Annotated in this window: 20 protein-coding genes and 4 pseudogenes; 10 read left to right on the top strand and 14 right to left on the bottom strand. The window is 66.2% G+C overall.

Annotated features, from left to right (window positions below; all coding sequences use genetic code 11):
* Window positions 1–19: 19 nt before the first annotated feature.
* The 5 genes from ruvB to aspS all read right to left on the bottom strand — a co-directional run bounded on the left by ruvB (window position 20) and on the right by aspS (window position 4,895).
* Window positions 20–1,078 carry a Holliday junction branch migration DNA helicase RuvB gene (gene ruvB, locus Atro_RS19690; protein ID WP_497925004.1) on the bottom strand — a complete coding sequence of 353 codons (1,059 nt, stop codon included), beginning with the start codon at window positions 1,076–1,078 and terminating at the stop codon, window positions 20–22.
* On the bottom strand, window positions 1,079–1,684 hold the full coding sequence (gene ruvA, locus Atro_RS19685; RefSeq protein WP_497925001.1) for a Holliday junction branch migration protein RuvA: 606 nt from the start codon (window positions 1,682–1,684) through the stop codon (window positions 1,079–1,081).
* Window positions 1,685–1,700: 16 nt separating this feature from the next.
* Entirely contained in the window at window positions 1,701–2,225 is a 525-nt protein-coding gene (ruvC, locus tag Atro_RS19680; RefSeq protein ID WP_497924999.1) for a crossover junction endodeoxyribonuclease RuvC, read from the bottom strand.
* A 58-nt stretch (window positions 2,226–2,283) separates the two neighbouring features.
* Entirely contained in the window at window positions 2,284–3,033 is a 750-nt protein-coding gene (locus Atro_RS19675; protein ID WP_497924995.1) for a YebC/PmpR family DNA-binding transcriptional regulator, read from the bottom strand.
* A gap of 86 nt (window positions 3,034–3,119) precedes the next feature.
* Window positions 3,120–4,895 carry an aspartate--tRNA ligase gene (gene aspS / locus Atro_RS19670; RefSeq protein WP_497924990.1) on the bottom strand — a complete coding sequence of 592 codons (1,776 nt, stop codon included), beginning with the start codon at window positions 4,893–4,895 and terminating at the stop codon, window positions 3,120–3,122.
* A 226-nt stretch (window positions 4,896–5,121) separates the two neighbouring features.
* Here aspS and Atro_RS19665 point away from each other — a divergent pair, with 226 nt between their 5' ends.
* Genes Atro_RS19665 through Atro_RS19655 form a run of 3 tightly spaced genes read left to right on the top strand, consistent with a single transcriptional unit; the run spans window position 5,122 to window position 8,374 of the window.
* Entirely contained in the window at window positions 5,122–6,837 is a 1,716-nt protein-coding gene (locus Atro_RS19665) for a proline--tRNA ligase (RefSeq protein WP_497924988.1), read from the top strand.
* Window positions 6,838–6,846: 9 nt separating this feature from the next.
* Complete coding sequence (locus tag Atro_RS19660; RefSeq protein ID WP_497924984.1) at window positions 6,847–7,794, top strand: hypothetical protein; 948 nt, start codon at window positions 6,847–6,849, stop codon at window positions 7,792–7,794.
* Between the two features lie 10 nt (window positions 7,795–7,804).
* Window positions 7,805–8,374, top strand: a complete 570-nt coding sequence (locus Atro_RS19655) for a lytic transglycosylase domain-containing protein (protein ID WP_497924980.1) — start codon at window positions 7,805–7,807, stop codon at window positions 8,372–8,374.
* A 13-nt stretch (window positions 8,375–8,387) separates the two neighbouring features.
* Here Atro_RS19655 and Atro_RS19650 read toward each other — a convergent pair whose 3' ends face one another.
* From Atro_RS19650 to Atro_RS19640, 3 genes and pseudogenes are all read right to left on the bottom strand, one after another.
* A complete protein-coding gene (locus tag Atro_RS19650; protein WP_497924979.1) occupies window positions 8,388–8,663 on the bottom strand; it encodes an acylphosphatase in 276 nt (91 codons plus the stop codon).
* Between the two features lies 1 nt (window position 8,664).
* Window positions 8,665–9,137: pseudogene (locus tag Atro_RS19645) on the bottom strand (TlpA disulfide reductase family protein).
* A 112-nt stretch (window positions 9,138–9,249) separates the two neighbouring features.
* Window positions 9,250–10,475, bottom strand: a pseudogene (locus Atro_RS19640) (YihY family inner membrane protein).
* 96 nt (window positions 10,476–10,571) lie between these two features.
* Here Atro_RS19640 and arsC point away from each other — a divergent pair.
* The 3 genes from arsC to Atro_RS19625 are packed head-to-tail and all read left to right on the top strand — an operon-like array spanning window position 10,572 to window position 11,927.
* Window positions 10,572–10,925: an arsenate reductase (glutaredoxin) gene (arsC, locus tag Atro_RS19635; protein ID WP_497924977.1), complete on the top strand. Its 354-nt coding sequence runs from the start codon at window positions 10,572–10,574 to the stop codon at window positions 10,923–10,925.
* On the top strand, window positions 10,922–11,527 hold the full coding sequence (gene wrbA, locus Atro_RS19630; protein ID WP_497924975.1) for an NAD(P)H:quinone oxidoreductase: 606 nt from the start codon (window positions 10,922–10,924) through the stop codon (window positions 11,525–11,527). The genes arsC and wrbA overlap by 4 nt, the downstream gene beginning before the upstream one ends.
* The gene (locus tag Atro_RS19625; protein ID WP_497924974.1) at window positions 11,520–11,927 is read left to right on the top strand and encodes a DUF2069 domain-containing protein; all 408 of its coding nucleotides are present in this window, start codon (window positions 11,520–11,522) and stop codon (window positions 11,925–11,927) included. The genes wrbA and Atro_RS19625 overlap by 8 nt, the downstream gene beginning before the upstream one ends.
* 43 nt (window positions 11,928–11,970) lie before the next feature.
* Here Atro_RS19625 and hda read toward each other — a convergent pair whose 3' ends face one another.
* The 4 genes and pseudogenes from hda to Atro_RS19605 all read right to left on the bottom strand — a co-directional run bounded on the left by hda (window position 11,971) and on the right by Atro_RS19605 (window position 15,369).
* The gene (gene hda, locus Atro_RS19620; protein WP_497924971.1) at window positions 11,971–12,675 is read right to left on the bottom strand and encodes a DnaA regulatory inactivator Hda; all 705 of its coding nucleotides are present in this window, start codon (window positions 12,673–12,675) and stop codon (window positions 11,971–11,973) included.
* Window positions 12,672–13,777, bottom strand: a pseudogene (locus Atro_RS19615) (AI-2E family transporter). Before Atro_RS19615 ends, hda begins: the two are co-directional and overlap by 4 nt.
* A complete protein-coding gene (locus tag Atro_RS19610) occupies window positions 13,774–14,322 on the bottom strand; it encodes a CDP-alcohol phosphatidyltransferase family protein (RefSeq protein WP_497924969.1) in 549 nt (182 codons plus the stop codon). Before Atro_RS19610 ends, Atro_RS19615 begins: the two are co-directional and overlap by 4 nt.
* A 45-nt stretch (window positions 14,323–14,367) precedes the next feature.
* Window positions 14,368–15,369, bottom strand: a complete 1,002-nt coding sequence (locus Atro_RS19605) for a DUF2066 domain-containing protein (protein WP_497924967.1) — start codon at window positions 15,367–15,369, stop codon at window positions 14,368–14,370.
* Between the two features lie 233 nt (window positions 15,370–15,602).
* On the opposite strand from Atro_RS19605, the gene purM reads away from it, so the two are divergent.
* From purM to Atro_RS19590, 3 genes and pseudogenes are all read left to right on the top strand, one after another.
* Window positions 15,603–16,658: a phosphoribosylformylglycinamidine cyclo-ligase gene (gene purM, locus Atro_RS19600; protein ID WP_497924964.1), complete on the top strand. Its 1,056-nt coding sequence runs from the start codon at window positions 15,603–15,605 to the stop codon at window positions 16,656–16,658.
* A pseudogene (gene purN / locus Atro_RS19595) lies at window positions 16,658–17,304 on the top strand (phosphoribosylglycinamide formyltransferase). The gene purM and the pseudogene purN overlap by 1 nt, the downstream one beginning before the upstream one ends.
* Window positions 17,305–17,317: 13 nt before the next feature.
* Window positions 17,318–18,034, top strand: coding sequence for a DUF3108 domain-containing protein (locus Atro_RS19590; protein WP_497924962.1), 717 nt, complete (start codon window positions 17,318–17,320; stop codon window positions 18,032–18,034).
* 62 nt (window positions 18,035–18,096) lie between these two features.
* On the opposite strand, the gene Atro_RS19585 is transcribed toward Atro_RS19590, so the two are convergent.
* Window positions 18,097–18,636: a DUF2058 domain-containing protein gene (locus Atro_RS19585; protein ID WP_497924961.1), complete on the bottom strand. Its 540-nt coding sequence runs from the start codon at window positions 18,634–18,636 to the stop codon at window positions 18,097–18,099.
* Window positions 18,637–18,966: 330 nt separating this feature from the next.
* Here Atro_RS19585 and Atro_RS19580 point away from each other — a divergent pair, with 330 nt between their 5' ends.
* The gene (locus Atro_RS19580) at window positions 18,967–19,899 is read left to right on the top strand and encodes an aspartyl/asparaginyl beta-hydroxylase domain-containing protein (protein WP_497924959.1); all 933 of its coding nucleotides are present in this window, start codon (window positions 18,967–18,969) and stop codon (window positions 19,897–19,899) included.
* Between the two features lie 13 nt (window positions 19,900–19,912).
* On the opposite strand, the gene mazG is transcribed toward Atro_RS19580, so the two are convergent.
* The gene (gene mazG, locus Atro_RS19575; RefSeq protein WP_497924957.1) at window positions 19,913–20,746 is read right to left on the bottom strand and encodes a nucleoside triphosphate pyrophosphohydrolase; all 834 of its coding nucleotides are present in this window, start codon (window positions 20,744–20,746) and stop codon (window positions 19,913–19,915) included.
* Between the last annotated feature and the right edge of the window lie 2 nt (window positions 20,747–20,748).

Below are 20,748 nucleotides of genomic sequence, written 5' to 3'. Positions count from 1 at the left end.
ACGGCAAAACAATTTCCCCTCACTCGCCATCGGACGGCTCGCCGGCGAGCGGATCGACTGGCGCAGCCTCCATCCGAGCCGGCAGGTTCAGGCCGAAATGCAGATAGGCATGCCGCGTAACCACTCGTCCCCGCGGGGTGCGCATCATGTAGCCCTGCTGGATGAGGTAAGGCTCGAGGACGTCCTCGATGGTATGCCGCTCCTCGCTGATCGCCGCAGCCAGGTTGTCCACACCAACCGGACCGCCGTCGAACTTCTCGATCAAGGTCAGCAGCAGGCGCCGGTCCTGATGATCGAAGCCACGCTCGTCGACATCCAGAAGGTTCAGCGCCAGGTCGGCGATCTGTCGGGTGATTCGCCCTTCCCCACGCACCTGAGCGAAGTCCCGCACCCGACGCAGCAGGCGATTGGCGATGCGCGGCGTACCACGCGCCCGGCGAGCGATCTCGAAGGCGCCTTCGGCCTCAATCGGCAAGCCGAGAATACCAGCGGAACGACTGACGATGGTCGACAGATCGGCGACGGAATAGAACTCCAGACGCTGCACGATGCCGAAGCGGTCGCGCAGTGGATTGGTCAGCATGCCGGCGCGCGTGGTGGCGCCGACCAGGGTGAAAGGCGGCAGGTCGAGCTTGATCGAGCGCGCAGCCGGCCCCTCGCCGATCATGATGTCGAGCTGGAAATCCTCCATGGCCGGATAGAGAACTTCCTCGACCACGGGTGAGAGACGGTGGATCTCGTCGACGAACAGTACATCGCCGGACTCCAGATTGGTCAGCAGCGCGGCAAGATCGCCAGGCCGCTCCAGCACCGGGCCCGAAGTGCTCTTCAGCGACACCCCCATTTCCTGGGCGATGATGTTGGCCAGCGTGGTCTTGCCCAGCCCCGGCGGGCCGAAGATCAGGGTATGGTCGAGGGCTTCACGACGTCCCCTGGCCGCCTGGATGAACAACTCCATTTGCTCGCGCACCACCGGCTGGCCAATGTAGTCGGCCAGCTTCAGCGGGCGAATGGCCCGGTCCTGCTGCTCCTCGCGGTCGCGGCTGGCCGCGGTGATCAGACGATCGGCTTCGATCATTTAGGCCATTCCCCGCAATGCCCGGCGGATCAGTTCTTCGCTGCTCAAACCTTCCTCCTGCACGGCGGCGACCGCCCGGCTGGCCTCTTGCGGCTTGAAGCCGAGGGCGACCAGCGCGCTCAGTGCATCGCTTTCCGCGTTTGTGCCCATGACGCCTAATTGGGGCTCCAGCGCTAGCGGAGCGATGGCCGGCAAATCCTCCCAAGCCTTGAAGCGATCCTTGAGCTCGACCAGCAGGCGCTCCGCGGTCTTCTTGCCCACACCGGGCACCCGGGTCAGCGCCTTGGTATCGCCAGCCTGCACGCAACGCACCAACTCGTCCAGTTCCAAGCCGGACATCAGCGCCAGCGCCAACTTGGGCCCGACGCCATTGAGGCGGATCAGCTCACGGAACAGCTCGCGCTCACGCTTCTCGCAGAAGCCGTAGAGCAAATGGGCATCTTCGCGCACCACCAGGTGAGTGTGCAGGGTGACCGGCTCGTTCAGCGATGGCAGGCGATAGAGAGCGCTCAGCGGCACCTCGACCTCGTAGCCGATGCCGTTGACTTCCACGAGCAGGTGTGGCGGCTGCTTCTCCGCCAGGGTACCGCGCAAACGTCCGATCAAGATCCGTTTTCCTCGTTCACAGGCGCAGTCGGCCGCCCCGCCGCCTGGCGCCATCCAAGCCATGGGGAATCAGGCTCTGCCGGTGGTGGGCGTGACACAGGGCGATGGCCAGGGCATCGGAGGCATCGATCTGCGGCTTTTGTACCAGCCGGAGCAGGTGCATCACCATCATCTGCACCTGCTGCTTGTCCGCCCCACCGCTGCCGACGACGGCCTGCTTGACCTGGGTGGCGGTGTACTCGGCGATCTCCAGCCCCGCCTCCGCCGCCGCAACGATCGCCGCACCGCGCGCTTGACCGAGCTTCAAAGCGGAATCGGCATTGCGCGCCATGAACACCTGCTCGATGCCCATGGTCACCGGACCATGGCTGCGGATAATCTCGGTCACACCGCGATATACCGCCTGCAGGCGCTCGGGCAAAGCACCACTGCCGGTACGTATGCAGCCGGAGGCAATGTATTCGCAGCCCCGCCCGCTGTCGCGCACCACGCCGAAGCCGGTGATCCGGGAGCCGGGGTCGATACCCAGGATAAGCGTCATGAGAAGGCAGCCCGAAGCCGGCGAAGCAGAGTTCCGGCTCCAGGCGGCATGCCCGGCGTCAGCCGAGCTGCTCCATGAGCTCGTCGGGAATCTCGGCGTTGTGGTAGACGTTCTGCACGTCGTCCAGATCTTCCAGCATGTCGACCAGCTTCAGCACCTTCTGCGCGGTCTCCAGATCGGCGATCGGCGCGGTGATCGACGGGATCATCGCCACCTCGGCCTCGTCGCCCTTGAAGCCGGCGGCCGTCAGGGCCTCGTTGACGGCGTGGAAGTCGGCGAAGCTGGTGAACACATCCACCGAGCCATCATCGTTGCTCACCACGTCGTCGGCACCGGCCTCCAGCGCCGCCTCCATCAGGACTTCCTCGTTGACGCCCGGGGCGAAGCTGATCTGGCCCTTGCGGTCGAACATGTAGGCCACCGAGCCGTCGGTGCCCAGGTTGCCGCCGCACTTGCTGAAGGCATGCCGCACTTCGGCAGCGGTGCGGTTGCGGTTGTCGGTCATGGCCTCGATGATGATCGCCACGCCGCTCGGGGCGTAGCCCTCGTAACTCAGCTCGGCCATGTTGTCCGCTTCGTTCGAGCCGGCGCCACGGGCAATCGCGCGGTCGATGGTGTCGCGGGTCATGTTGGCGGTCAGGGCCTTGTCCACCGCCAGACGCAGCCGCGGGTTGTCCGCCGGGTTGCCGCCGCCGTGTTTGGCGGCCACGGTCAGCTCGCGGATCAGCTTGGTGAAGATCTTGCCCCGCTTGGCGTCCTGACGCTCCTTGCGGTGCTTGATGTTGGCCCATTTGGAATGACCAGCCATAACTCACTCCGTATCTCTATCTGTCCGATGTGCTCTTGCAGGAGCAGACCCGCTTGCGCGCCGGCCCACTCCCGCGGCGATGCCGATCACTCGGCCTTCGGTTGCTCGCGCAGACGAATGTTCAGTTCGCGCAACGCCTTGGCGTCCACCGTACCCGGTGCCTGGGTCATGACGCAGGCGGCGCTCTGGGTTTTCGGGAAGGCGATGACTTCGCGGATCGAGCTGGCGCCGGTCATCAGCATCACCAGGCGGTCCAGGCCGAAGGCCAGGCCACCGTGCGGCGGCGCGCCGAACTTCAGCGCATCGAGCAGGAAGCCGAACTTCTCCTGCTGCTCGGCCTCGTCGATGCCGAGGATGCGGAATACCGCCTGCTGCATCTCCTTGCGATGGATACGGATCGAGCCGCCGCCCAGCTCGGTGCCGTTGAGCACCATGTCGTAGGCACGCGACAGCGCTGCGGCCGGATTGGCCTCCAGCTCTTCGGGAGTGCATTTGGGCGCGGTGAACGGGTGGTGCAGCGCGGAGAGCGAACCGTCGTCGTTCTCCTCGAACATCGGGAAATCGACCACCCACAGCGGCGCCCACTCGCAGGTCAGCAGCTTGAGGTCGTGGCCGATGCGGATACGCAGGGCACCCAGGGCTTCGGAAACCACCTTGGCGCGGTCGGCACCGAAGAACACGATGTCGCCGTCGACTGCGCCGACGCGGTCGAGGATGACGTTGAGGTTGTCTTCCGGGATGAACTTGACGATCGGCGACTGCAGGCCCTCGACGCCCTTGGCGCGCTCGTTGACCTTGATGTAGGCCAGCCCCTTGGCACCGTAGATGCCGACGAACTTGGTGTACTCGTCGATCTGGCTGCGCGGCATGGACGCGGCGCCCGGCACACGCAGGGCGGCGACGCGGCCCTTCGGGTCGTTGGCCGGACCGGAGAACACCTTGAACTCGACGGCCTTGAGCTGGTCGGCGACGTCCACCAGCTCCAGCGGGATACGCAGGTCCGGCTTGTCCGAGCCGTAGCGACGCATGGCCTCCTCGAAGGTCATGTGCGGGAATTCGCCGAACTCGAGATCGAGCACCTCCTTGAACAGTTTGCGGATCATGTTCTCGGTCAGGCCGATGATGTCCGCTTCGTCGAGGAAGCTGGTCTCGATGTCGATCTGGGTGAATTCCGGCTGGCGGTCGGCACGCAGGTCTTCGTCGCGGAAGCACTTGGCGATTTGGTAGTAACGGTCGAAGCCGGCGACCATCAGCAGTTGCTTGAACAGCTGCGGCGACTGCGGCAAGGCGAAGAAGCTGCCTGCATGGGTGCGGCTCGGCACCAGGTAGTCGCGCGCGCCTTCCGGAGTGGCGCGGGTGAGGATCGGCGTCTCGACGTCGAGGAAGCCGTTCTCGTCCAGGTAGCGACGGATGCTCGAAGTGATGCTGGAGCGCAGCTTGAGCTTGGCGGCCATTTCCGGACGGCGCAGGTCGATGAAGCGGTAGCGCAGGCGGGTTTCCTCGCCGACGTCGCTGTACTCGTCCAGCGGGAACGGCGGGGTTTCGGCCTGGTTCAGCACTTCCAGCTCGTAGCCCAGCACTTCGATGGCGCCGGAAGCCATGTTCGGGTTGACCGCGCCGGCCGGACGCAAGCGTACCTTGCCGGTGACTTTGACCACGTATTCGCTGCGCACCCGGTCGGCCTTGGCGAAGGTTTCCGCGCGATCCGGATCGAACACCACCTGGGCCAGACCCTCGCGGTCGCGAATGTCGAGGAAGATCACCCCGCCATGGTCGCGGCGACGGTGTACCCAGCCGCAAAGGGTGACTTCCTGGCCTTCCAGGCTTTCGTTCAGTTGGCCGCAATAGTGGCTGCGCATCATGATGGTGCTTCTTCTCTCGATTCTTGAATTCGGGTGGAGCGGTTCACTCGGCCGCCGCGCATGGAGACGACGGCCGCGAGCCCTGCCCGCGGCAAAGCACGGGATTATATATGGTTAATCGACCCTGCGCAGCCCGCCCAGGCCCCGCCGATTCTGTACGCGCCCTATCCGCCGCCGTACAATGCCCGCCACTTTTCCGCCTTCGCAACGGACAGAACGGCCCAACATGCGCACCAGTCAGTATCTGCTCTCGACCCTCAAGGAAACCCCCTCCGATGCCGTGGTGATCAGCCACCAGTTGATGCTGCGCGCCGGAATGATCCGCAAGCTGGCCTCAGGTCTCTACACCTGGCTGCCACTGGGGTTGCGTGCCCTGCGCAAGGCCGAGGCGATCGTCCGCGAGGAGATGAACAAGGCCGGCGCCCTGGAAGTGCTGATGCCGGCCATCCAGCCGGCCGAACTGTGGCAGGAGTCCGGCCGCTGGGAGCAGTACGGCCCCGAACTGCTGCGTATCAAGGACCGCCACGACCGCGAGTTCTGCGTCGGCCCGACCCATGAGGAAGTGATCACCGAACTGGCGCGCAACGAGCTGAACAGCTACAAGCAGCTGCCGATCAATTTCTACCAGATCCAGACCAAGTTTCGCGACGAGATCCGCCCGCGCTTCGGCCTGATGCGCGGTCGCGAATTCCTGATGAAGGACGCCTACTCCTTCCACCTGACCCAGGCGTCGCTGCAGGACACCTACGACCGCATGCACCAGGCCTACTGCAACATCTTCAGCCGCCTGGGCCTCGACTTCCGTCCGGTGCAGGCCGACACCGGCTCGATCGGCGGCACCGGCTCCCATGAGTTCCACGTGCTGGCCGAGTCCGGTGAGGACGACATCGCCTTCAGCGACACCTCCGACTACGCTGCCAATATCGAGAAGGCCGAAGCCATGCCGCGGGAGACCGCGCGCGCCGCCGCCAGCGAGGAACTGCGCCTGGTCGACACCCCCGATGCCAAGACCATCGACGAGTTGGTCCAGCAGTTCGGTCTGCCCATCGAGAAGACCATCAAGACCCTGGTGGTGCACGGCGTCGAGGAAGGCCAGCTGGTCGCTCTGATCGTGCGCGGCGATCATGAGCTGAACGAGATCAAGGCCGCCAACCTGGCCCAGGTCTCCAACCCCTTGACGTTCGCCTCGGAAGCCGAGATCCGCGCCGCCATCGGCGCCGGCCCCGGCTCCCTCGGCCCGCTGAACCTGCCGATCCCGGTGATCGTCGACCGCTCGGTAGCGCTGCTGAGCGACTTCGGCGCCGGCGCCAACCTCGATGGCAAGCACTATTTCGGTCTCAACTGGGAGCGCGACCTGCCGCTGCCGGCCATCGCCGACCTGCGCAACGTGGTCGAGGGAGATCCGAGTCCGGACGGCCAGGGCAACCTGGTGATCAAGCGCGGCATCGAGGTCGGGCACATCTTCCAGCTCGGCACCAAATACAGCGAGGCGATGAATTGCAAGGTGCTCGGCGAGAACGGCAAGCCGGTGACCCTGATCATGGGCTGCTACGGCATTGGCGTGTCGCGTGTGGTCGCCGCCGCCATCGAGCAGAACTACGACGAGCGCGGCATCCTCTGGCCGGAAGCGCTGGCACCTTTCCAGATCGCCCTGGTGCCGATGAAGTACGAGAGCGCCGCAGTCAAGGAGGCCACCGACCGCCTCTATGCCGAGCTGCTCGCCGCCGGCTATGAGGTACTGCTCGACGACCGCGACAAGAAGACCAGCCCCGGGGTCAAGTTCGCCGACATGGAACTGATCGGCATCCCCCACCGCATCGTGGTCAGTGAGCGCGGCCTGGCTGAGGGCACCCTGGAGTACAAGAGCCGCCGGGAGACCGAGGTCCAGGCCATCCCGGCCGCCGACCTCGTGACCTTCCTTCGCAACCGCATTGGCCGCTGACTCCACCCCATGCCTACCCGAAGCTCCCTGCGCCTTGGCGCCGCACTCTGCGGCGCCCTCCTGCTCGCCGGCTGTGCCAACCAGCTGCCCCAGCGCAGCGAGCACGAAGAGCGCGTCGAACGCAAACTCCTGAGCCACAGTCTGCAGATCGACCTCGGCGAGCCAGCCATGCTGGAGCTGCCGCAGCGGCACATCCGCATCCATGACCAGAAAGCCTTCGAGGTCAGCGAATACGAGGTGAGCCGCCGCTACGACCGCTACACCCCCTACCAGCCCTGGCGCGAAATCTACGAGATCCCTCTGGGAGCGGTGGCGGTGGTGGCGGGGATCGTCGCCAACGTGCTCAACGTGGTCGCCCTCGGCAATCTGCCTGACCTGGCCACTAAAGGCTGGATCGACTATGGCTTCGCCGGACTCAACCCGGCAATGAATATCGAATCCAACGGCCGCTCCCAGCAGAACCTGGCACGTCTCGACGAGCACCTGAAAGACCAGCGCACCGAACACTCGAGCCTGCCCTGGGCCGAGCGCCCGGTCTCGGTCGGGACCGGGGCGCACACCTATGAACTGCTCACCGATCGCCACGGCGTCCTGCAACTGAATCTGCTCGACAGTCCTTTCACCCTGCAGGACGCTCGTGCCGCCCGACTGCAGCTGAACGTGGCCGACCCCCAGGATGGCACCCGCGCGGAAGCCGTCCTGCCGGTCAGCCGCAGCCTGGGCAGCAAGCTGCGCGAGGCCCACGACCTGGTCTACGCCGATCTCGAGAGCGACGAGGTCGGGCAATGGGTGCACCGGGTCAAGCGGCTCGCCGAACTCGGCTTCGAAGAAGAGGCCAGCGAACTGGAACAGAGTCTGATCGAACTGACCCGCCACGACCCGGAACTGCAGCAGGAGTTTCTGGCCAACCTGCAGAAAACAGCCGGACGCCGGGCAGCGCCCCCGTCGGGCGACTGAGAACGGCCTCATGCAACTCCGGCGCCTCGTCCTGCTCTGCCTGCTCGCCCTGCCACTGCCGAGCATCGCCAGCCTGCCGCAGGCTCCGGAGCCTGAACTGCGCGACCTGCTGCAACGCACGGTCGCCGAGGCGGACAGCTTCACCGATCGTTTCGATGCGGAGGTCTGGCTGCTGGACATGTCGACCCGTCTGAACCGCTACCTGCCGGATCATGCCGAACGCCTGAGCCTGCTGCGCATGGTGCATCGCGAGGCGAACAAGGCCGGTCTGCGCCCCGACCTGATCCTGGCGGTGATCCACGCGGAGAGCCGCTTCGACCGCTTCGCCATTTCTCCGGTCGGCGCCCAGGGCATGATGCAGGTGATGCCGTTCTGGAAGGCCGAACTGGGCCGCCCGCAGGACAACCTCACCGACAACGCCACCAACCTGCGCTACGGCTGCACCATCCTCAGCTACTACCTGAAGAAGGAAAAAGGCGACCTCAGCCGCGCCCTGGCCCGCTACAACGGCAGCCTGGGGCAGTATCACTATCCATCGAAGGTGATCGGCCTGTGGCACGACTTCTGGTACGTCAAGTAGCGACGCGTCCGGCTCAGCGCCGCACGCGGAAATCCACGAACCCCTGCAAGACCACGTCCCTCAGTTGCACCGCATCGACGCGGGCATGCTCGGGACCTTGCCATAGCCAGTCGGCAAGCTCGCGCACCGCCGTCTCCTCGCCCTCGATCCAGGCCTCGACTCGCCCGTCGGCAAGGTTCTGCACCCAGCCGGCAAGCGCCAGGCGCTCGGCCTGCAACGCCGTGCCCTGCCGGTAATTCACCCCCTGCACCCGGCCGCTGACCAGAGCATGCACGCCGATACGCGCCATCTCAGGAATCCTCGCCGCGCAATGCCTGGAGACGCGCCGTCAGACCGGCGGCAGTTTGCTCGCCGAGCAGACGCTCGCGCAGCCGTCCCTGCGAGTCGACGATGTAGGTGACCGGCAAGACCTCGCCTGGCGGCAGTTGCAGGCGCTCGGCCGGATCCTGTGCCAGCACCCCGAAGCGGATGCCCAGCGCTTCGCTGGCACGAGCCAGCTCGTCCCCCTGCAGACCGTCGAAATTCACCCCGACGACACGCACGCCGCGGCCCTGGTACTGCTCGGCCAGAGCGTTCAACTGGGCGATCTCGCCGCGACAGGGCGAGCACCACTCCGCCCAGTAGTTGATCACCAGCCACTGCCCCTCAGTTGTTCCGCCGTGACCGGCCGCCCATGCTGGTCGACGCCCCAGTCCTCGCCACAACCGGCCAGCATCAGTCCGGCGACCAGCAGCGCCAGGACACCCCCCATTCGCCTTCCCATAAGGCTCCCTCCGCGATGATCCATGTTCCGCCAAACTTTTCATCTAACAAGGCACGCCAGCAAGCTGGCCTCATATCAATAATAATCGGCCATCTTCAGCCGGAGCGACGAGTCACGGTTCCGGCAGGGGTGGCTGCAGCCAGTGCGCCAGGCTCTCGCCGAACAGTGCCGCACGTTCCCGCTGGAGCCGCTCCAAGGCGCTGCGCAAGGCCGGGAACCAGGGCTCGTCGAGCGCTTCGGGAAGCTGATCGGGATGCGGCAGCGGCCAGGGCGAGCGGCTCAGCAGAAACTCCAGGCTGTAGCGGTTCAGATCCCGGCAGAGCACCCAGCCGCCATCACTGGTGCGGTAGACCAGTTGCTCGCGCTCGAGGAAGTCGAGGATTTCGTCCCAGACTGCATCGGGCAGCGCCCAGCCGGCACGCGATACGTCGGACTGGCGAACGGCGTGGCCGGACTGCTGACGCTCGTGGAACACCCGCAACACGCCCAGCAAGGCCAATAGGCGCGGCAACGGATTGCGGCGCCAGCGCCGGGAGGCCGACAGGTTGCAGACCAGCTCGGCGCCCAGCAGCACGATCATCCAGCTCAGGTACATCCACAGGAGAAACAGCGGTACGGCGGCGAAAGCCCCGTAGATCAGCTGATAGGTGGGAAACAGGCTGACATAGAGACCGAACAGCGCCTTGGCCGCCTCGAACAGCACGGCGGCGAACAGCCCCCCTGCAGTGCGTGACGAAACGGCACCGACGTGTTGGGCACCGCCGCATAAAGCAGGGTGAAAGCCGCCGTGCTGAACGCCAGCGGCATGAAATTCAACAGTATCCTCGCTCCCGCCAAGGCATAGGGGTCGGAGATCAGCGCCAGGGAAGTGACGTAGGTACTCAATGCGAAGCCCGCTCCCAGCAGCAGCGGGCCCAGACTGAGAATGGCCCAATGGAGCAGGAAGCTGGACAGGCCTCGGCGCGGCTGGCGCACCCGCCAGATGGTGTTGAAGGTGTGCTCGATGGTCATCAGCATGAGCAGCGCGGTGACCATCAGCAGCCCGACGCCGAGCCAGGTCAGATGTCGCGCCTGCTCGATGAAGGTCTTGAGATAGTCCTGCAGCACGGCGCCGCTGGAAGGCACGAAATTGCGGAAGATGAAGCCCTGAATCTGCTCGCCTATGCCCTGGAACTCCGGAATGACCGAAAGCACGACGAAGATCAGGGTCATCATCGGCACCACCGCGAACAACGTCGTATAGGTCAGCGCCGCGGCGCTCTTCGGACCATGATCGGCCAGAAAGCGCTCGAACAGGTAGCGCCAGAAGTCCAGGCTATCGATGAGGCGTTGACGCATGCCCTTTCCTTACCGTGAGCGATGCCGGGCACAGGCTTCACCCATGCGCCGGGGTGGTTAGAATAGCGGCCTCACCCCGCTGGATGTGATCCGCCCATGACCGATCTGACGCTCTATCATAACCCGCGCTGCTCCAAGTCCCGCGGGGCGCTGGAACTGCTCGAGGCCCGCGGCCTGCAACCGAAAGTGGTGCGCTATCTGGAAACGCCGCCCGGCGCCGCGGAGCTCAAGGAGCTGCTTGGCAAGCTCGGCATCCCGGCCCGCCAGCTGCTGCGCACCGGCGAGGAGGAATACGAGGCGCTGAACCTAGCCGATCCTGCACTGGGCGAGGAGCAACTGATTGCGGCCATGGCCGCCCACCCCCGGCTGATCGAGCGGCCGATCCTGGTGAGCGGTGACCGTGCGGTGGTCGGCCGCCCGCCGGAGAAGGTCCTGGAGCTCCTGCCATGAGCGCGCCCTACATCCTGGTGCTGTACTACAGCCGACATGGCGCCACTGCCGAAATGGCCCGGCAGATCGCCCGCGGCATCGAGCTCGGCGGGCTCGAAGCGCGCCTGCGCACGGTGCCGGCGGTATCCACCGAATGCGAAGCCGTGGCGCCGGCCATTCCCGCCGAGGGCGCCCTCTATGCCAGTCTGGACGATCTGCGCCACTGCGCCGGACTGGCGCTCGGCAGCCCGACCCGCTTCGGCAACATGGCCGCACCGCTGAAATACTTTCTCGACGGCACCAGCAGCCTATGGCTGACCGGCGAACTGGTCGGCAAGCCGGCCGCAGTGTTCACCTCCACCGCCAGCCTGCACGGCGGCCAGGAAACCACCCTGCTGTCGATGCTGCTGCCCCTGCTGCACCACGGCATGCTGGTCTGCGGCCTGCCCTACAGCGAGGCGGCGCTGCTCGAGACGCAGGGCGGAGGCACGCCCTACGGCGCCAGCCACCACGCCGGCGGAGACGGCAAGCGCCCCCTCGACGAGCATGAGATCGCCCTCTGCCGCGCCCTCGGCCGGCGCCTGGCGGAGACGGCCCGCAGCCTGGAGAGTGGCCGTGGCTAGAAAGGCGAAACCGCTGCCCAGCCAGGAATGGCTGGCCCCGCGCCTGAGGCTCAGTCGCGCCCTCAGTCTCGCCAGCTTCCTCGCCCTGGCCGGCCTGCTGGTGGCGTGGAACCTGGGCTTCGCCGATCTGCACGGCGCCCGCCCCTGGGTGGTCGTCGGCATCCAGTTGCTGCCCCTGGCGCTGCTCGCTCCGGGCCTGCTGCTCGGCAATGCGCGCGCCCATGCCTGGACCTGCTTCGTGGTGAACCTGTACTTCATCCAGGGCGTGATCGCCGCCATCGATCCGGCGCGCCGGCTGTTCGGCTGGCTGGAGGCCCTGCTCAGCCTGGCCCTGTTCTGCGCAGCCCTGCTCTACACCCGCTGGCGCTTCCAGCACGACCGCAAGCTGGCTGGGGAATAGCCGCCATGCCGGGTCCGTCCCGGGCCTGATACCAGGGCGGGCCTTACCAGCCGAGGGTTTCCTTGAGGAAGGGAATGGTCAGCCGGCGCTGGGCCTGCAGCGAGGCCTGGTCCAGCGTGTCGAGCAGGTCGAACAGCGCCGTCATGCTGCGCGAGCCGCGCGTAAGGATGAAGCGCCCGACCTCGTCGGTGAGATGCAGGCCGCGACGCGAGGCGCGCAACTGCAGGGCGCGCAGCTTGTCCTCGTCGGACAATCCCTGGAGCTGGAAGACCAGTGCCAGGGTCAGCCGGGACTTCAGATCCGGCAATTTGATCGGCAGTTCGCGCGGCGGCACCGAAGCGGACAGCAGCAGGCGACGCCCGCAATCGCGCAGGCGGTTGAACAGGTGGAACAGCGCCTCCTCCCAGTCGGCCCGCCCGGCGATCGCCTCCAGATCGTCCAGGCAGACCAGCTCGCTCTGCTCCAGGTTGTCCAGCAGCGCCGGACCGTAATCCGCCACCTCGGCCAGCGGCAGATAGATCGCCAGCTCGCGGCGCTGCTCGAAGCGAATGCAGGCGGCCTGCAGCAAATGGCTGCACCCGACGCCCTCGGCGCCCCACAGGTAGATCAGGCTTTCGGTCCAGCCGGCGTCCGGCTCGCAGAGTCGTTCGGCATAGCCGAGCGCCGCCGCGTTGGCGCCGGGATAGAAGTTGGCGAAAGTGGCGTCGTCGCGCAGACGCACCCCAAGGGGCAACTGGATCGGTTTCATGTCGGTCCGGGCGGCTCCACGGAGCCGCCGCTGGAGTCTCCGTGACTGGGCTCTCCGTAAAGGTCGGAAAGTTTATACAGATCGTGGACATGGCGCAGCAAAACCATGATCACCGCGGCGACCGGCAGGGCCAGCAGCACGCCGGTGAAGCCGAACAACTGGCCGCCAGCGAGAACGGCGAAGATCACCGCCACCGGATGCAGGCCGATCCGGTCGCCGACCAGCAGTGGCGTCAGCAGCATGCCCTCGAGCAACTGGCCGACGGTGAACACCACCACCACGCCGATCAGCGGATAGAAATCGCTGCCGAACTGGAACAGCGCGGCGATGAGCGCGGCCCCGATGCCGACCACGAACCCCATGTAGGGCACGATGCTCGCCAGCCCGGCGAGCAGGCCGATCAGCAGCCCCAAATCGAGACCGATCAACATCAGGCCCAGCGCATAGACCACGCCGAGCGCCAACATCACCAGCATCTGTCCGCGCAGGAAGGCGCCAAGCACCTCGTGGCATTCGCCGATCAGCCCCACCACCACGCCCTCGCGTCGCCGCGGCAGCAGGGCACGCAGCTTGGCCACCAGGATGTCCCAGTCACGCAGCAAGTAGAAGCTCACCACCGGCACCAGCAGCAGATTGCCCAGCCAGGCGAGCAGGGCCAAGCCGGAGGCGGTCGCCTGGCTGAGCAGCTGGCTGACGATATTGGTGGTCTTGTCCAACTGGCCGGCGAACACCGCTTTGAGCTGGTCCAGATGCCAGAATCCCTTGGTCAGTCCCAGCTTCATCTGGATCCAGGGCAGGGCCACCTGCTGCAGCCAGTCGAGCATCAGGGGGGCCAGCTCGTAGAGATGCACCAGCTGCCGCCCCAGCGTCGGCAGCAGGAACAGCAGGACCACCATCAGCAGCAGGCCGAACAGGGCGAACACCGCGATCACCCCCAAGTTCTCGACAAACCGCGCGCCTCCAGACGGTCGACCAAGGGATCGCCCAGGTAGGCCAGCAGTATGCCGACCAGGAAAGGCGAGAGAATCGGCATCAGCAAATAGATCAGCCAGCCGGCGAAGAACAACCCGGCCAGCCAGAGCCAGCGGTTCGAATCGGTCATGTGGAGTCCTTGTGCCTGCGATACTTGTCGGTCCAGACCCGCACATAATCGATGGCGCTGGTCAGGCTACCCAGCACCACCAAGGCGATCAGCGGCAGGCGCAGTACGGCGAGGGCCGGCAGCAGACTTTCCTGCAGCAGCACCGCACTCACCAGAACGCTCTGTACGAGGGTGGACAGTTTGCCGAGCCGACTTGGCCTGATCTCCAGAAGACCGACCCGCCAACGATAGCAAATGGCCCCGACGACGATCAGCGCGTCCCGCGCCAGCACCAGCAGCGTCAGCCACCAGGGAATCAGTCCCGCCAGACTCAGGCAGAGGCAACTGACGATCAACAGCAATTTGTCCGCCAGCGGATCGAGCAGAGCGCCCAACCGGCTGCTCCAAGCGAAGCGGCGGGCGAGAAAGCCATCGAGCGCATCGCTAGCAGCGGCCAGAACGAACAGCAGCAGAGCCGCCTGATAAGCCTCGGCAAGAATCAGCCAGGCAACCGGCGGCACCAGCAGAAAGCGCAGCAGGGTCAGGAGGTTGGGCAAATGATGCATGGACGGCTCCGGCCGCAGCCCCGTCCCCTCAACGCCTCTGGCCGATCACCAGTGGAAGCTCAGCGTGGTTTCACGCGGCTGCACCATCGGAACTTGGCCGGAGGCCGCCGCGCCGCTCTCTTCGCGCAGACCGATCAGCGCCATCTGGGAACGCACCTGGGCGACCGTGGACTCGAGCTGGTAGACCAGCCGATCGCCCTCGACACGCCGCAAGCGGGCGCCGAAGGGCTCGAGGGTGCGCTCCAGCTCGGCATAACGGGCCAGGTTGGTGCCACCCACTTGCAGGGTCAGACGCTCGGTCGCCTCCTGTTTGCCCATGAAGCGCTCGGCCAGCCGTTCGCTGGCCGCCAGCATCACGGCATCGGCCAGGGCCGGGGTGTCTGCCGCCTCGGCAGTGCCCTCCGACTGCCCACCGTCGGCGGACAGGTGCCACTGGGCCAGCCACTTGCCGCCCTCCTGCCGGGCACGCACGCTGAGCATGGCATTGGCCCCGTAACGTCCGGACACTCCCTCCAGCCCCGTGCCGCTGACCAGATTTTCCGGAGTGGCGACCAGTTGCTCGTCAAGGTCGGCCATCGGCAGGCGCAGCGGCAAGCCACGGTATTCGGCGGCATTTCGCAGCGGCTGGGCGCTATCCTGGCCATCGCCGACCAGTTGGGCGGCACCACCGGCCTCGTTCAGCCACCAGACCAGCAGGCTGGGACGGTTGGCTCCCCACAGCGGCAGGCCAGCCTGGCGCAGCTGGCTCTGGGTGGAGGCCGGGTCGAAATCGACCACCAGCGTCTGCCCTTCGTAGCCATATTTGAGGATCAGCTGCTGCGGGTCCTGGCGCGCGGCGGCCAGGGCCGGATTCTGCACGACCGTCGGCTTGCCGGTCAGGCGCACCAGCAAGGTGTCGAGGGCCCGCTGCAGGGCCTGGTCGCGCGCCGCCGGCTGCTGGCTGGCGACCGGCTCGCGGACCTGATAGAGACCGGAGACCTGCTCGGCGAGAGCAGGCAGGCTGAGCAGCGACAGACAAAGCAGGAGCGGACGGACGATCGGGCGCATGACGGAAATCTCTACTTGGCGGCGCAGGGGACCGCGAATGGGCGTATACCTTAAACAGCCGCCGATTCCCCGGCAACCGCGAGCACTGGCCCCGCAGACCGCATGCCAGGGCGTGCGCCGCTGCCGGCCAGGCCGCTCGGTGGTCGCTGCCGGACAAGCCTGATAGAATCGCCTGTCCTGCAGACCGGCCCTCAGCCCCGGTCGAATCCCGAACTTCCCTGAAGGCCTGATTCATGAGCAAGCAACCCTCCCTGAGCTACAAGGACGCCGGTGTCGACATCGACGCTGGTGAGGCACTGGTCGAACGCATCAAGGGCGTGGCCAGGCGCACCGCGCGCCCTGAGGTGATGGGCGGCCTGGGCGGCTTCGGCGCCCTGTGCGAAATCCCGGCCGGCTACACGCAGCCGGTACTGGTCTCCGGCACCGACGGTGTCGGCACCAAGCTGCGCCTGGCGATGAACCTCGGCAAGCACGACAGCATCGGCATCGACCTGGTGGCCATGTGCGTCAACGACCTGGTGGTGTGCGGCGCCGAACCGCTGTTCTTCCTCGACTACTATGCCACCGGCAAGCTCAACGTCGACGTTGCCGCCCGCGTGGTCACCGGCATCGGCGAAGGCTGTGAGATGGCCGGCTGTGCCCTGGTCGGCGGCGAAACCGCCGAGATGCCCGGCATGTACGAGGGCGAGGACTACGACCTGGCCGGCTTCTGCGTCGGCGTGGTGGAGAAGAGCGAGATCATCGACGGCTCCAAGGTCGTCGCCGGCGACGCGCTGATCGCTCTGCCCTCGTCGGGCCCGCACTCCAACGGCTATTCGCTGATCCGCAAGATCCTCGAGGTGAGCGGCACCGACGTGGCCGGCGCCAGCCTCGACGGCCAGCCGCTGGCCGACCTGCTGATGGCGCCGACGCGCATCTACGTCAAGCCGCTGCTCAAGCTCATCGAGAAAACCGGTGCGGTCAAGGCCATGGCGCACATCACTGGCGGCGGCCTCACCGAGAACATCCCGCGCGTGCTGCCGCCGGGTACCCAGGCAGTGATCGACGTAGCCAGCTGGACCCGTCCGGCGGTGTTCGACTGGCTGCAGGAGAAAGGCAATGTCGACGAGCGCGAGATGCACCGGGTGCTCAACTGCGGTGTCGGGATGGTCGTCTGCGTCGCCCAGGACAAGGTGGAACAGGCCCTCGCCGTGCTGCGCGAGGCCGGCGAGCAGCCCTGGGTCATCGGTAGCATCGCCGCCGGCGAGGGCGCCGAGCGCGTCCTGCTGAACAACCTGAAGGCGCACTGATGGCCGGCTCCTGCAATGCGGTGGTGCTGATCTCCGGCTCCGGCAGCAACCTGCAGGCGCTGCTCGACAGCCAGGGCGAAGGCAATCCACTGCGGATCCGCGCGGTACTCTCCAACCGCGCCGATGCCTACGGCCTGACCCGGGCGAAGAACGCCGGCATCGCCACCCAGGTGCTCGATCACCGGGCCTACGAAGGCCGCGAGGCCTTCGATGCCGCGCTGATGGAGGCGATCGACGTCTTCCGGCCCGACCTGGTGATCCTCGCCGGCTTCATGCGCATTCTCAGCCCCGCCTTCGTCCGCCACTACGAAGGCCGCCTGCTGAACATCCACCCTTCCCTGCTGCCCCGCCACAAGGGCCTGCACACCCATCGCCGCGCCCTGGAAGCCCAGGACAGCGAGCATGGCTGCAGCGTGCACTTCGTCACCGAGGAACTCGATGGCGGCCCCTGGTCATCCAGGCGGTGGTTCCGGTGCAGCCGGGCGACAGCGAGGAAACGCTGGCCCTGCGCGTGTATCTGCAGGAACATCGGATCTACCCGCAGGCCGTGCGCTGGTTCGCCGAGGGGCGTCTGCGGCTGACGCCGGAAGGTGCCGTGCTGGATGGAGAAAAACTGCCGGCCACCGGCCATCTGATTCGAACCTAGGATAGGAGACGTTATGCGTGGTGCCCTGTTGTTCGTCCTTGCCTTGCTCGCAGCCCCCACCTATGCCTTCGAGCTGAAGCCGTTCTTCGCCAGCTACACCGCCGACTGGAAGCAGATGCCGATCAGCGGCGCCGCCGAGCGCACGCTGAAGAAGCTGGACGGCACGCGCTGGGAGTACGAGTTCAAGGCCAGCATGCTGCTCGCCAGCATGAACGAGAAAAGCACCTTCACCGTCGAGAACGGCCAGCTCATGCCGCTCGCCTACCGCTACGCGCGTAACGGCATGGGCAAGGAGAAGGAAGTCGATCACGACTTCGACTGGAAAGCCAAGAAGGTCCAAGGCCACGAGCGCGACAATCCCGTGAGCCTGCCGATCAACCGCGGCCTGCTGGACAAGGCCGTCTATCAGCTGGCGCTGCAGAAGGACGTCGCCGAAGGCAAGCAGAGCATGAGCTATCAGGTGCTCGACGGCGACGAGGTCGAAACCTACGACTTCCGCGTGCTGGGCAGCGAGAACGTGCGTACCCGGGTGGGGCTGATCGAGGCGATCAAGGTCGAGCGTGTGCGCGACCCCACCCAGAGCAGCCGCAAGACGGTGTTCTGGCTCGCCAAGGACTGGGACTATCTGCTGGTGCGCCTGCACCAGGTGGAAAAGGACGGCAAGGAGTACCAGATCATGCTCAAGGAGGGCACGGTCGACGGCCGCCCGGTGAAGGGCCGGCTCGACTGACCGGCAACGCCCCACGGAAACGACGAGGCCGGCACCAAGCCGGCCTCGTCGTTTCTGCGGCCCTACCACATCAGATCGTCGGGGATCTTGTAGGCCGCATACGGATCGTCGTCGTCCGGGGCCTCGGTCGGCGTGTTGAGCGACACCACCCGGCGCGGATCGCGTTCCTGGATCCTCAGCGCCGCCTCGCGCGGCACCACCTCGTAGCCACCGCCGTGACGAACGATGCCCAGAGAGCCGCGACTGAGCTTGTCGCGCATCATGGCGTTGACCGACACACGCTTGACCTTCTTGTCGTCGACGAAATTGTAATAGTCATCGGTGTTCAGCTTGGGCAGCCGGGAAACCTCGATCAACTGCTTGATCTGCGCAGCCCGCGCCTTCTGCTCGGCCTTCTCCTGCTGCTGGCGGTTCAGTTCCTGATCGCGGGCGAGCTTCTCGGCCTGGGCCTGGAGCGCGGCCCGGCGCTGCGAGTCGTCCTTCTCGACCTGTCCCTTGCGCTCCAGGCGCTCCTGCTTCTGTTTCTGCTTGCCGGCCTGCTTGGCCTGCTTCTCGTTGACCAGTCCGGCTTTCAGCAGCTGGTCGCGCAATGACATGCTCATCGTAAGAGATCTTCCAACAGCCCGGCGATGCGGGCGTTCGTTTTCAGGGGCGGACTTCGGCGACACGGCCGACTAGGGGAAAGGCTGGACTGGCGCCCTCCGCAACCTGACGGCCAGGGCCAATCCTCCAGCCTGCAGGCCCGGAGCGCAAGTCTGCATGTGGCCAGCGGCACAGTCACTGGCCACACACGAAGGATGGTTATAAAGTTCGCCATTTCCGCACCAGAGGTCTGTGCGGTTGGCGGATCGACGCAATCGCGGATGGCCGGGGTGCCGAAATCGACCGATCAAACCCGCCAAACAGACCATACGCCTAGACGGAGTCGGGCAATGCCACTGTTCATCAAAGCCTCACTGCTGGCCACCTTCCTTGCCAGCGTTCTCTTCGTGCACTTTCGCGGCCGTGCCCGCCTGCCCCTGCTACGCCAGATGGTCAACTACTCGGCATTGTTCATGCCGTACAACGCCCTGATGCAACTCTTCTCGCGGACGCCTTCGCGCCCCTACGTGGAACGCCGCGACTTTCCCGAGCTGGATCTCTTGCGCGACAACTGGCAGAGCATCCGCGACGAAGCCCTGACGCTGTTCGACGAGGGCTACATCCGTGCCGCCCTGCACGACAACGAGGCGGGGTTCGGCAGCTTTTTCAAGAAGGGCTGGAAGCGCTTCTACCTGACCTGGTACGCCGAGGGCGAGCTGCCGTCGGCGCGCCGGCTGTGCCCCATGACGCTCGACCTGCTCGCCCGGATCCCTTCGGTGAAGGGGGCGATGTTCACCCTGCTGCCGGCCCACAGCCACCTCAACCCGCACCGCGACCCCTTCGCCGGCTCGCTGCGCTATCACCTGGGGCTGGCCACGCCGAACTCCGACGCCTGCCGCATCCATGTCGACGGCGAGCCCCATGCCTGGCGCGACGGCGAGGACGTGATGTTCGACGAGACCTATGTGCACTGGGTGGTGAACGACACCGACCAGGCGCGTCTGATCCTGTTCTGCGATGTCGAGCGGCCGCTGCCGACACCGCTGCGCCAATTCAACCGCTGGATCAGCAGCGTCCTCGGCCGGGCCACCGCACCGCAGAACGTCGAGGGCGAACGGGTCGGTGCGATCAACCGGGCCTATGGCAGCTTCAAACGCCTCGGCAATGTCCTGGGCGGGCGGGTACGCACATTCAAGCGCCGCCACCCGCAGGCCTATCGGGCGCTGCGGCCGGTCTTCGCCGTCCTGCTGGCGATACTGCTGTATCGCTGGCTGATCGGCTGAAGCCCGCACGGCCTCAGGCGCAGCTCGGCCCGTCGCGTTCGGCGCGCTTGGCCGCCACCCACAAGGCTTCCAACTCGTCCAGGCTGCATCCTTCCGGACTACGGCCGTCGGCACGCAGGGCCTGTTCGATGAAGCGGAAACGCCACTCAAACCGGCCGTTGGCGCCGCGCAAAGCGGCCTCAGGATCGACCGCGAGATGCCGCGCCAGGTTGGTCGCGGCGAACAGCACATCGCCGAGCTCGTCGGCGATATGCTGCGGATCGCTCTCGCTCATCGCCTCCAGCAGCTCGTCCAGCTCCTCGCGCAGCTTGTCGACCACCACCAGCGCCTCCGGCCAGTCGAAACCGACCCGCGCGGCGCGCTTCTGCAGCTTGACCGAGCGGGACAGAGCCGGCAGGGCCTGCGGCACGTCGTCGAGTAAAGACAGCTGCTCGGGCGCGGCGGCCTTCTCCGCCCGCTCCTCGGCCTTGATCTCTTCCCAGCGCTGGCGGATGGCCGCCTCCGCCAGCTTCGGCTGGTCCGGCGTACCGTACAGGTCGCCGTCGGGAAACACGTGGGGGTGACGGCGGATCAGCTTGCGGGTGATGCCGTCGACCACTGCGGCGAAGTCGAAACGCCCCTCCTCCCGCGCCAGCTGGCTGTAGTAGACCACCTGGAACAGCAGGTCGCCGAGCTCGCCCGGCAGGTGCTCGAAATCGCCGCGCTCGATGGCATCGGCGACCTCGTAGGCCTCCTCGATGGTATGCGGAACGATGCTCGCGTAGGACTGCTGCAAGTCCCAGGGGCAGCCATGCTGCGGATCGCGCAGGCGGGTCATCAGATGCAGCAGGTCGTCGAGTCGATACATGG

The sequence above is a fragment of the Azotobacter tropicalis genome (genome assembly GCF_059739045.1).
This window is presented reverse-complemented; position numbering and strand designations above follow the sequence as displayed.

Excerpts from the sequence above, each read along its gene's own strand:
- Atro_RS19610 (WP_497924969.1), bottom strand. The coding sequence starts at position 14,322 with ATGCATCATTTGCCCAACCTCCTGACCCTGCTGCGCTTTCTGCTGGTG.
- wrbA (WP_497924975.1), top strand. The coding sequence starts at position 10,922 with ATGAGCGCGCCCTACATCCTGGTGCTGTACTACAGCCGACATGGCGCC.
- mazG (WP_497924957.1), bottom strand. The coding sequence starts at position 20,746 with ATGTATCGACTCGACGACCTGCTGCATCTGATGACCCGCCTGCGCGAT.
- ruvC (WP_497924999.1), bottom strand. The coding sequence starts at position 2,225 with ATGACGCTTATCCTGGGTATCGACCCCGGCTCCCGGATCACCGGCTTC.
- Atro_RS19665 (WP_497924988.1), top strand. The coding sequence starts at position 5,122 with ATGCGCACCAGTCAGTATCTGCTCTCGACCCTCAAGGAAACCCCCTCC.
- hda (WP_497924971.1), bottom strand. The coding sequence starts at position 12,675 with ATGAAACCGATCCAGTTGCCCCTTGGGGTGCGTCTGCGCGACGACGCC.
- Atro_RS19605 (WP_497924967.1), bottom strand. The coding sequence starts at position 15,369 with ATGCGCCCGATCGTCCGTCCGCTCCTGCTTTGTCTGTCGCTGCTCAGC.
- aspS (WP_497924990.1), bottom strand. The coding sequence starts at position 4,895 with ATGATGCGCAGCCACTATTGCGGCCAACTGAACGAAAGCCTGGAAGGC.
- Atro_RS19580 (WP_497924959.1), top strand. The coding sequence starts at position 18,967 with ATGCCACTGTTCATCAAAGCCTCACTGCTGGCCACCTTCCTTGCCAGC.
- purM (WP_497924964.1), top strand. The coding sequence starts at position 15,603 with ATGAGCAAGCAACCCTCCCTGAGCTACAAGGACGCCGGTGTCGACATC.
- Atro_RS19660 (WP_497924984.1), top strand. The coding sequence starts at position 6,847 with ATGCCTACCCGAAGCTCCCTGCGCCTTGGCGCCGCACTCTGCGGCGCC.
- arsC (WP_497924977.1), top strand. The coding sequence starts at position 10,572 with ATGACCGATCTGACGCTCTATCATAACCCGCGCTGCTCCAAGTCCCGC.
- Atro_RS19650 (WP_497924979.1), bottom strand. The coding sequence starts at position 8,663 with ATGGCGCGTATCGGCGTGCATGCTCTGGTCAGCGGCCGGGTGCAGGGG.
- ruvB (WP_497925004.1), bottom strand. The coding sequence starts at position 1,078 with ATGATCGAAGCCGATCGTCTGATCACCGCGGCCAGCCGCGACCGCGAG.
- Atro_RS19675 (WP_497924995.1), bottom strand. The coding sequence starts at position 3,033 with ATGGCTGGTCATTCCAAATGGGCCAACATCAAGCACCGCAAGGAGCGT.
- Atro_RS19655 (WP_497924980.1), top strand. The coding sequence starts at position 7,805 with ATGCAACTCCGGCGCCTCGTCCTGCTCTGCCTGCTCGCCCTGCCACTG.
- Atro_RS19590 (WP_497924962.1), top strand. The coding sequence starts at position 17,318 with ATGCGTGGTGCCCTGTTGTTCGTCCTTGCCTTGCTCGCAGCCCCCACC.
- Atro_RS19585 (WP_497924961.1), bottom strand. The coding sequence starts at position 18,636 with ATGAGCATGTCATTGCGCGACCAGCTGCTGAAAGCCGGACTGGTCAAC.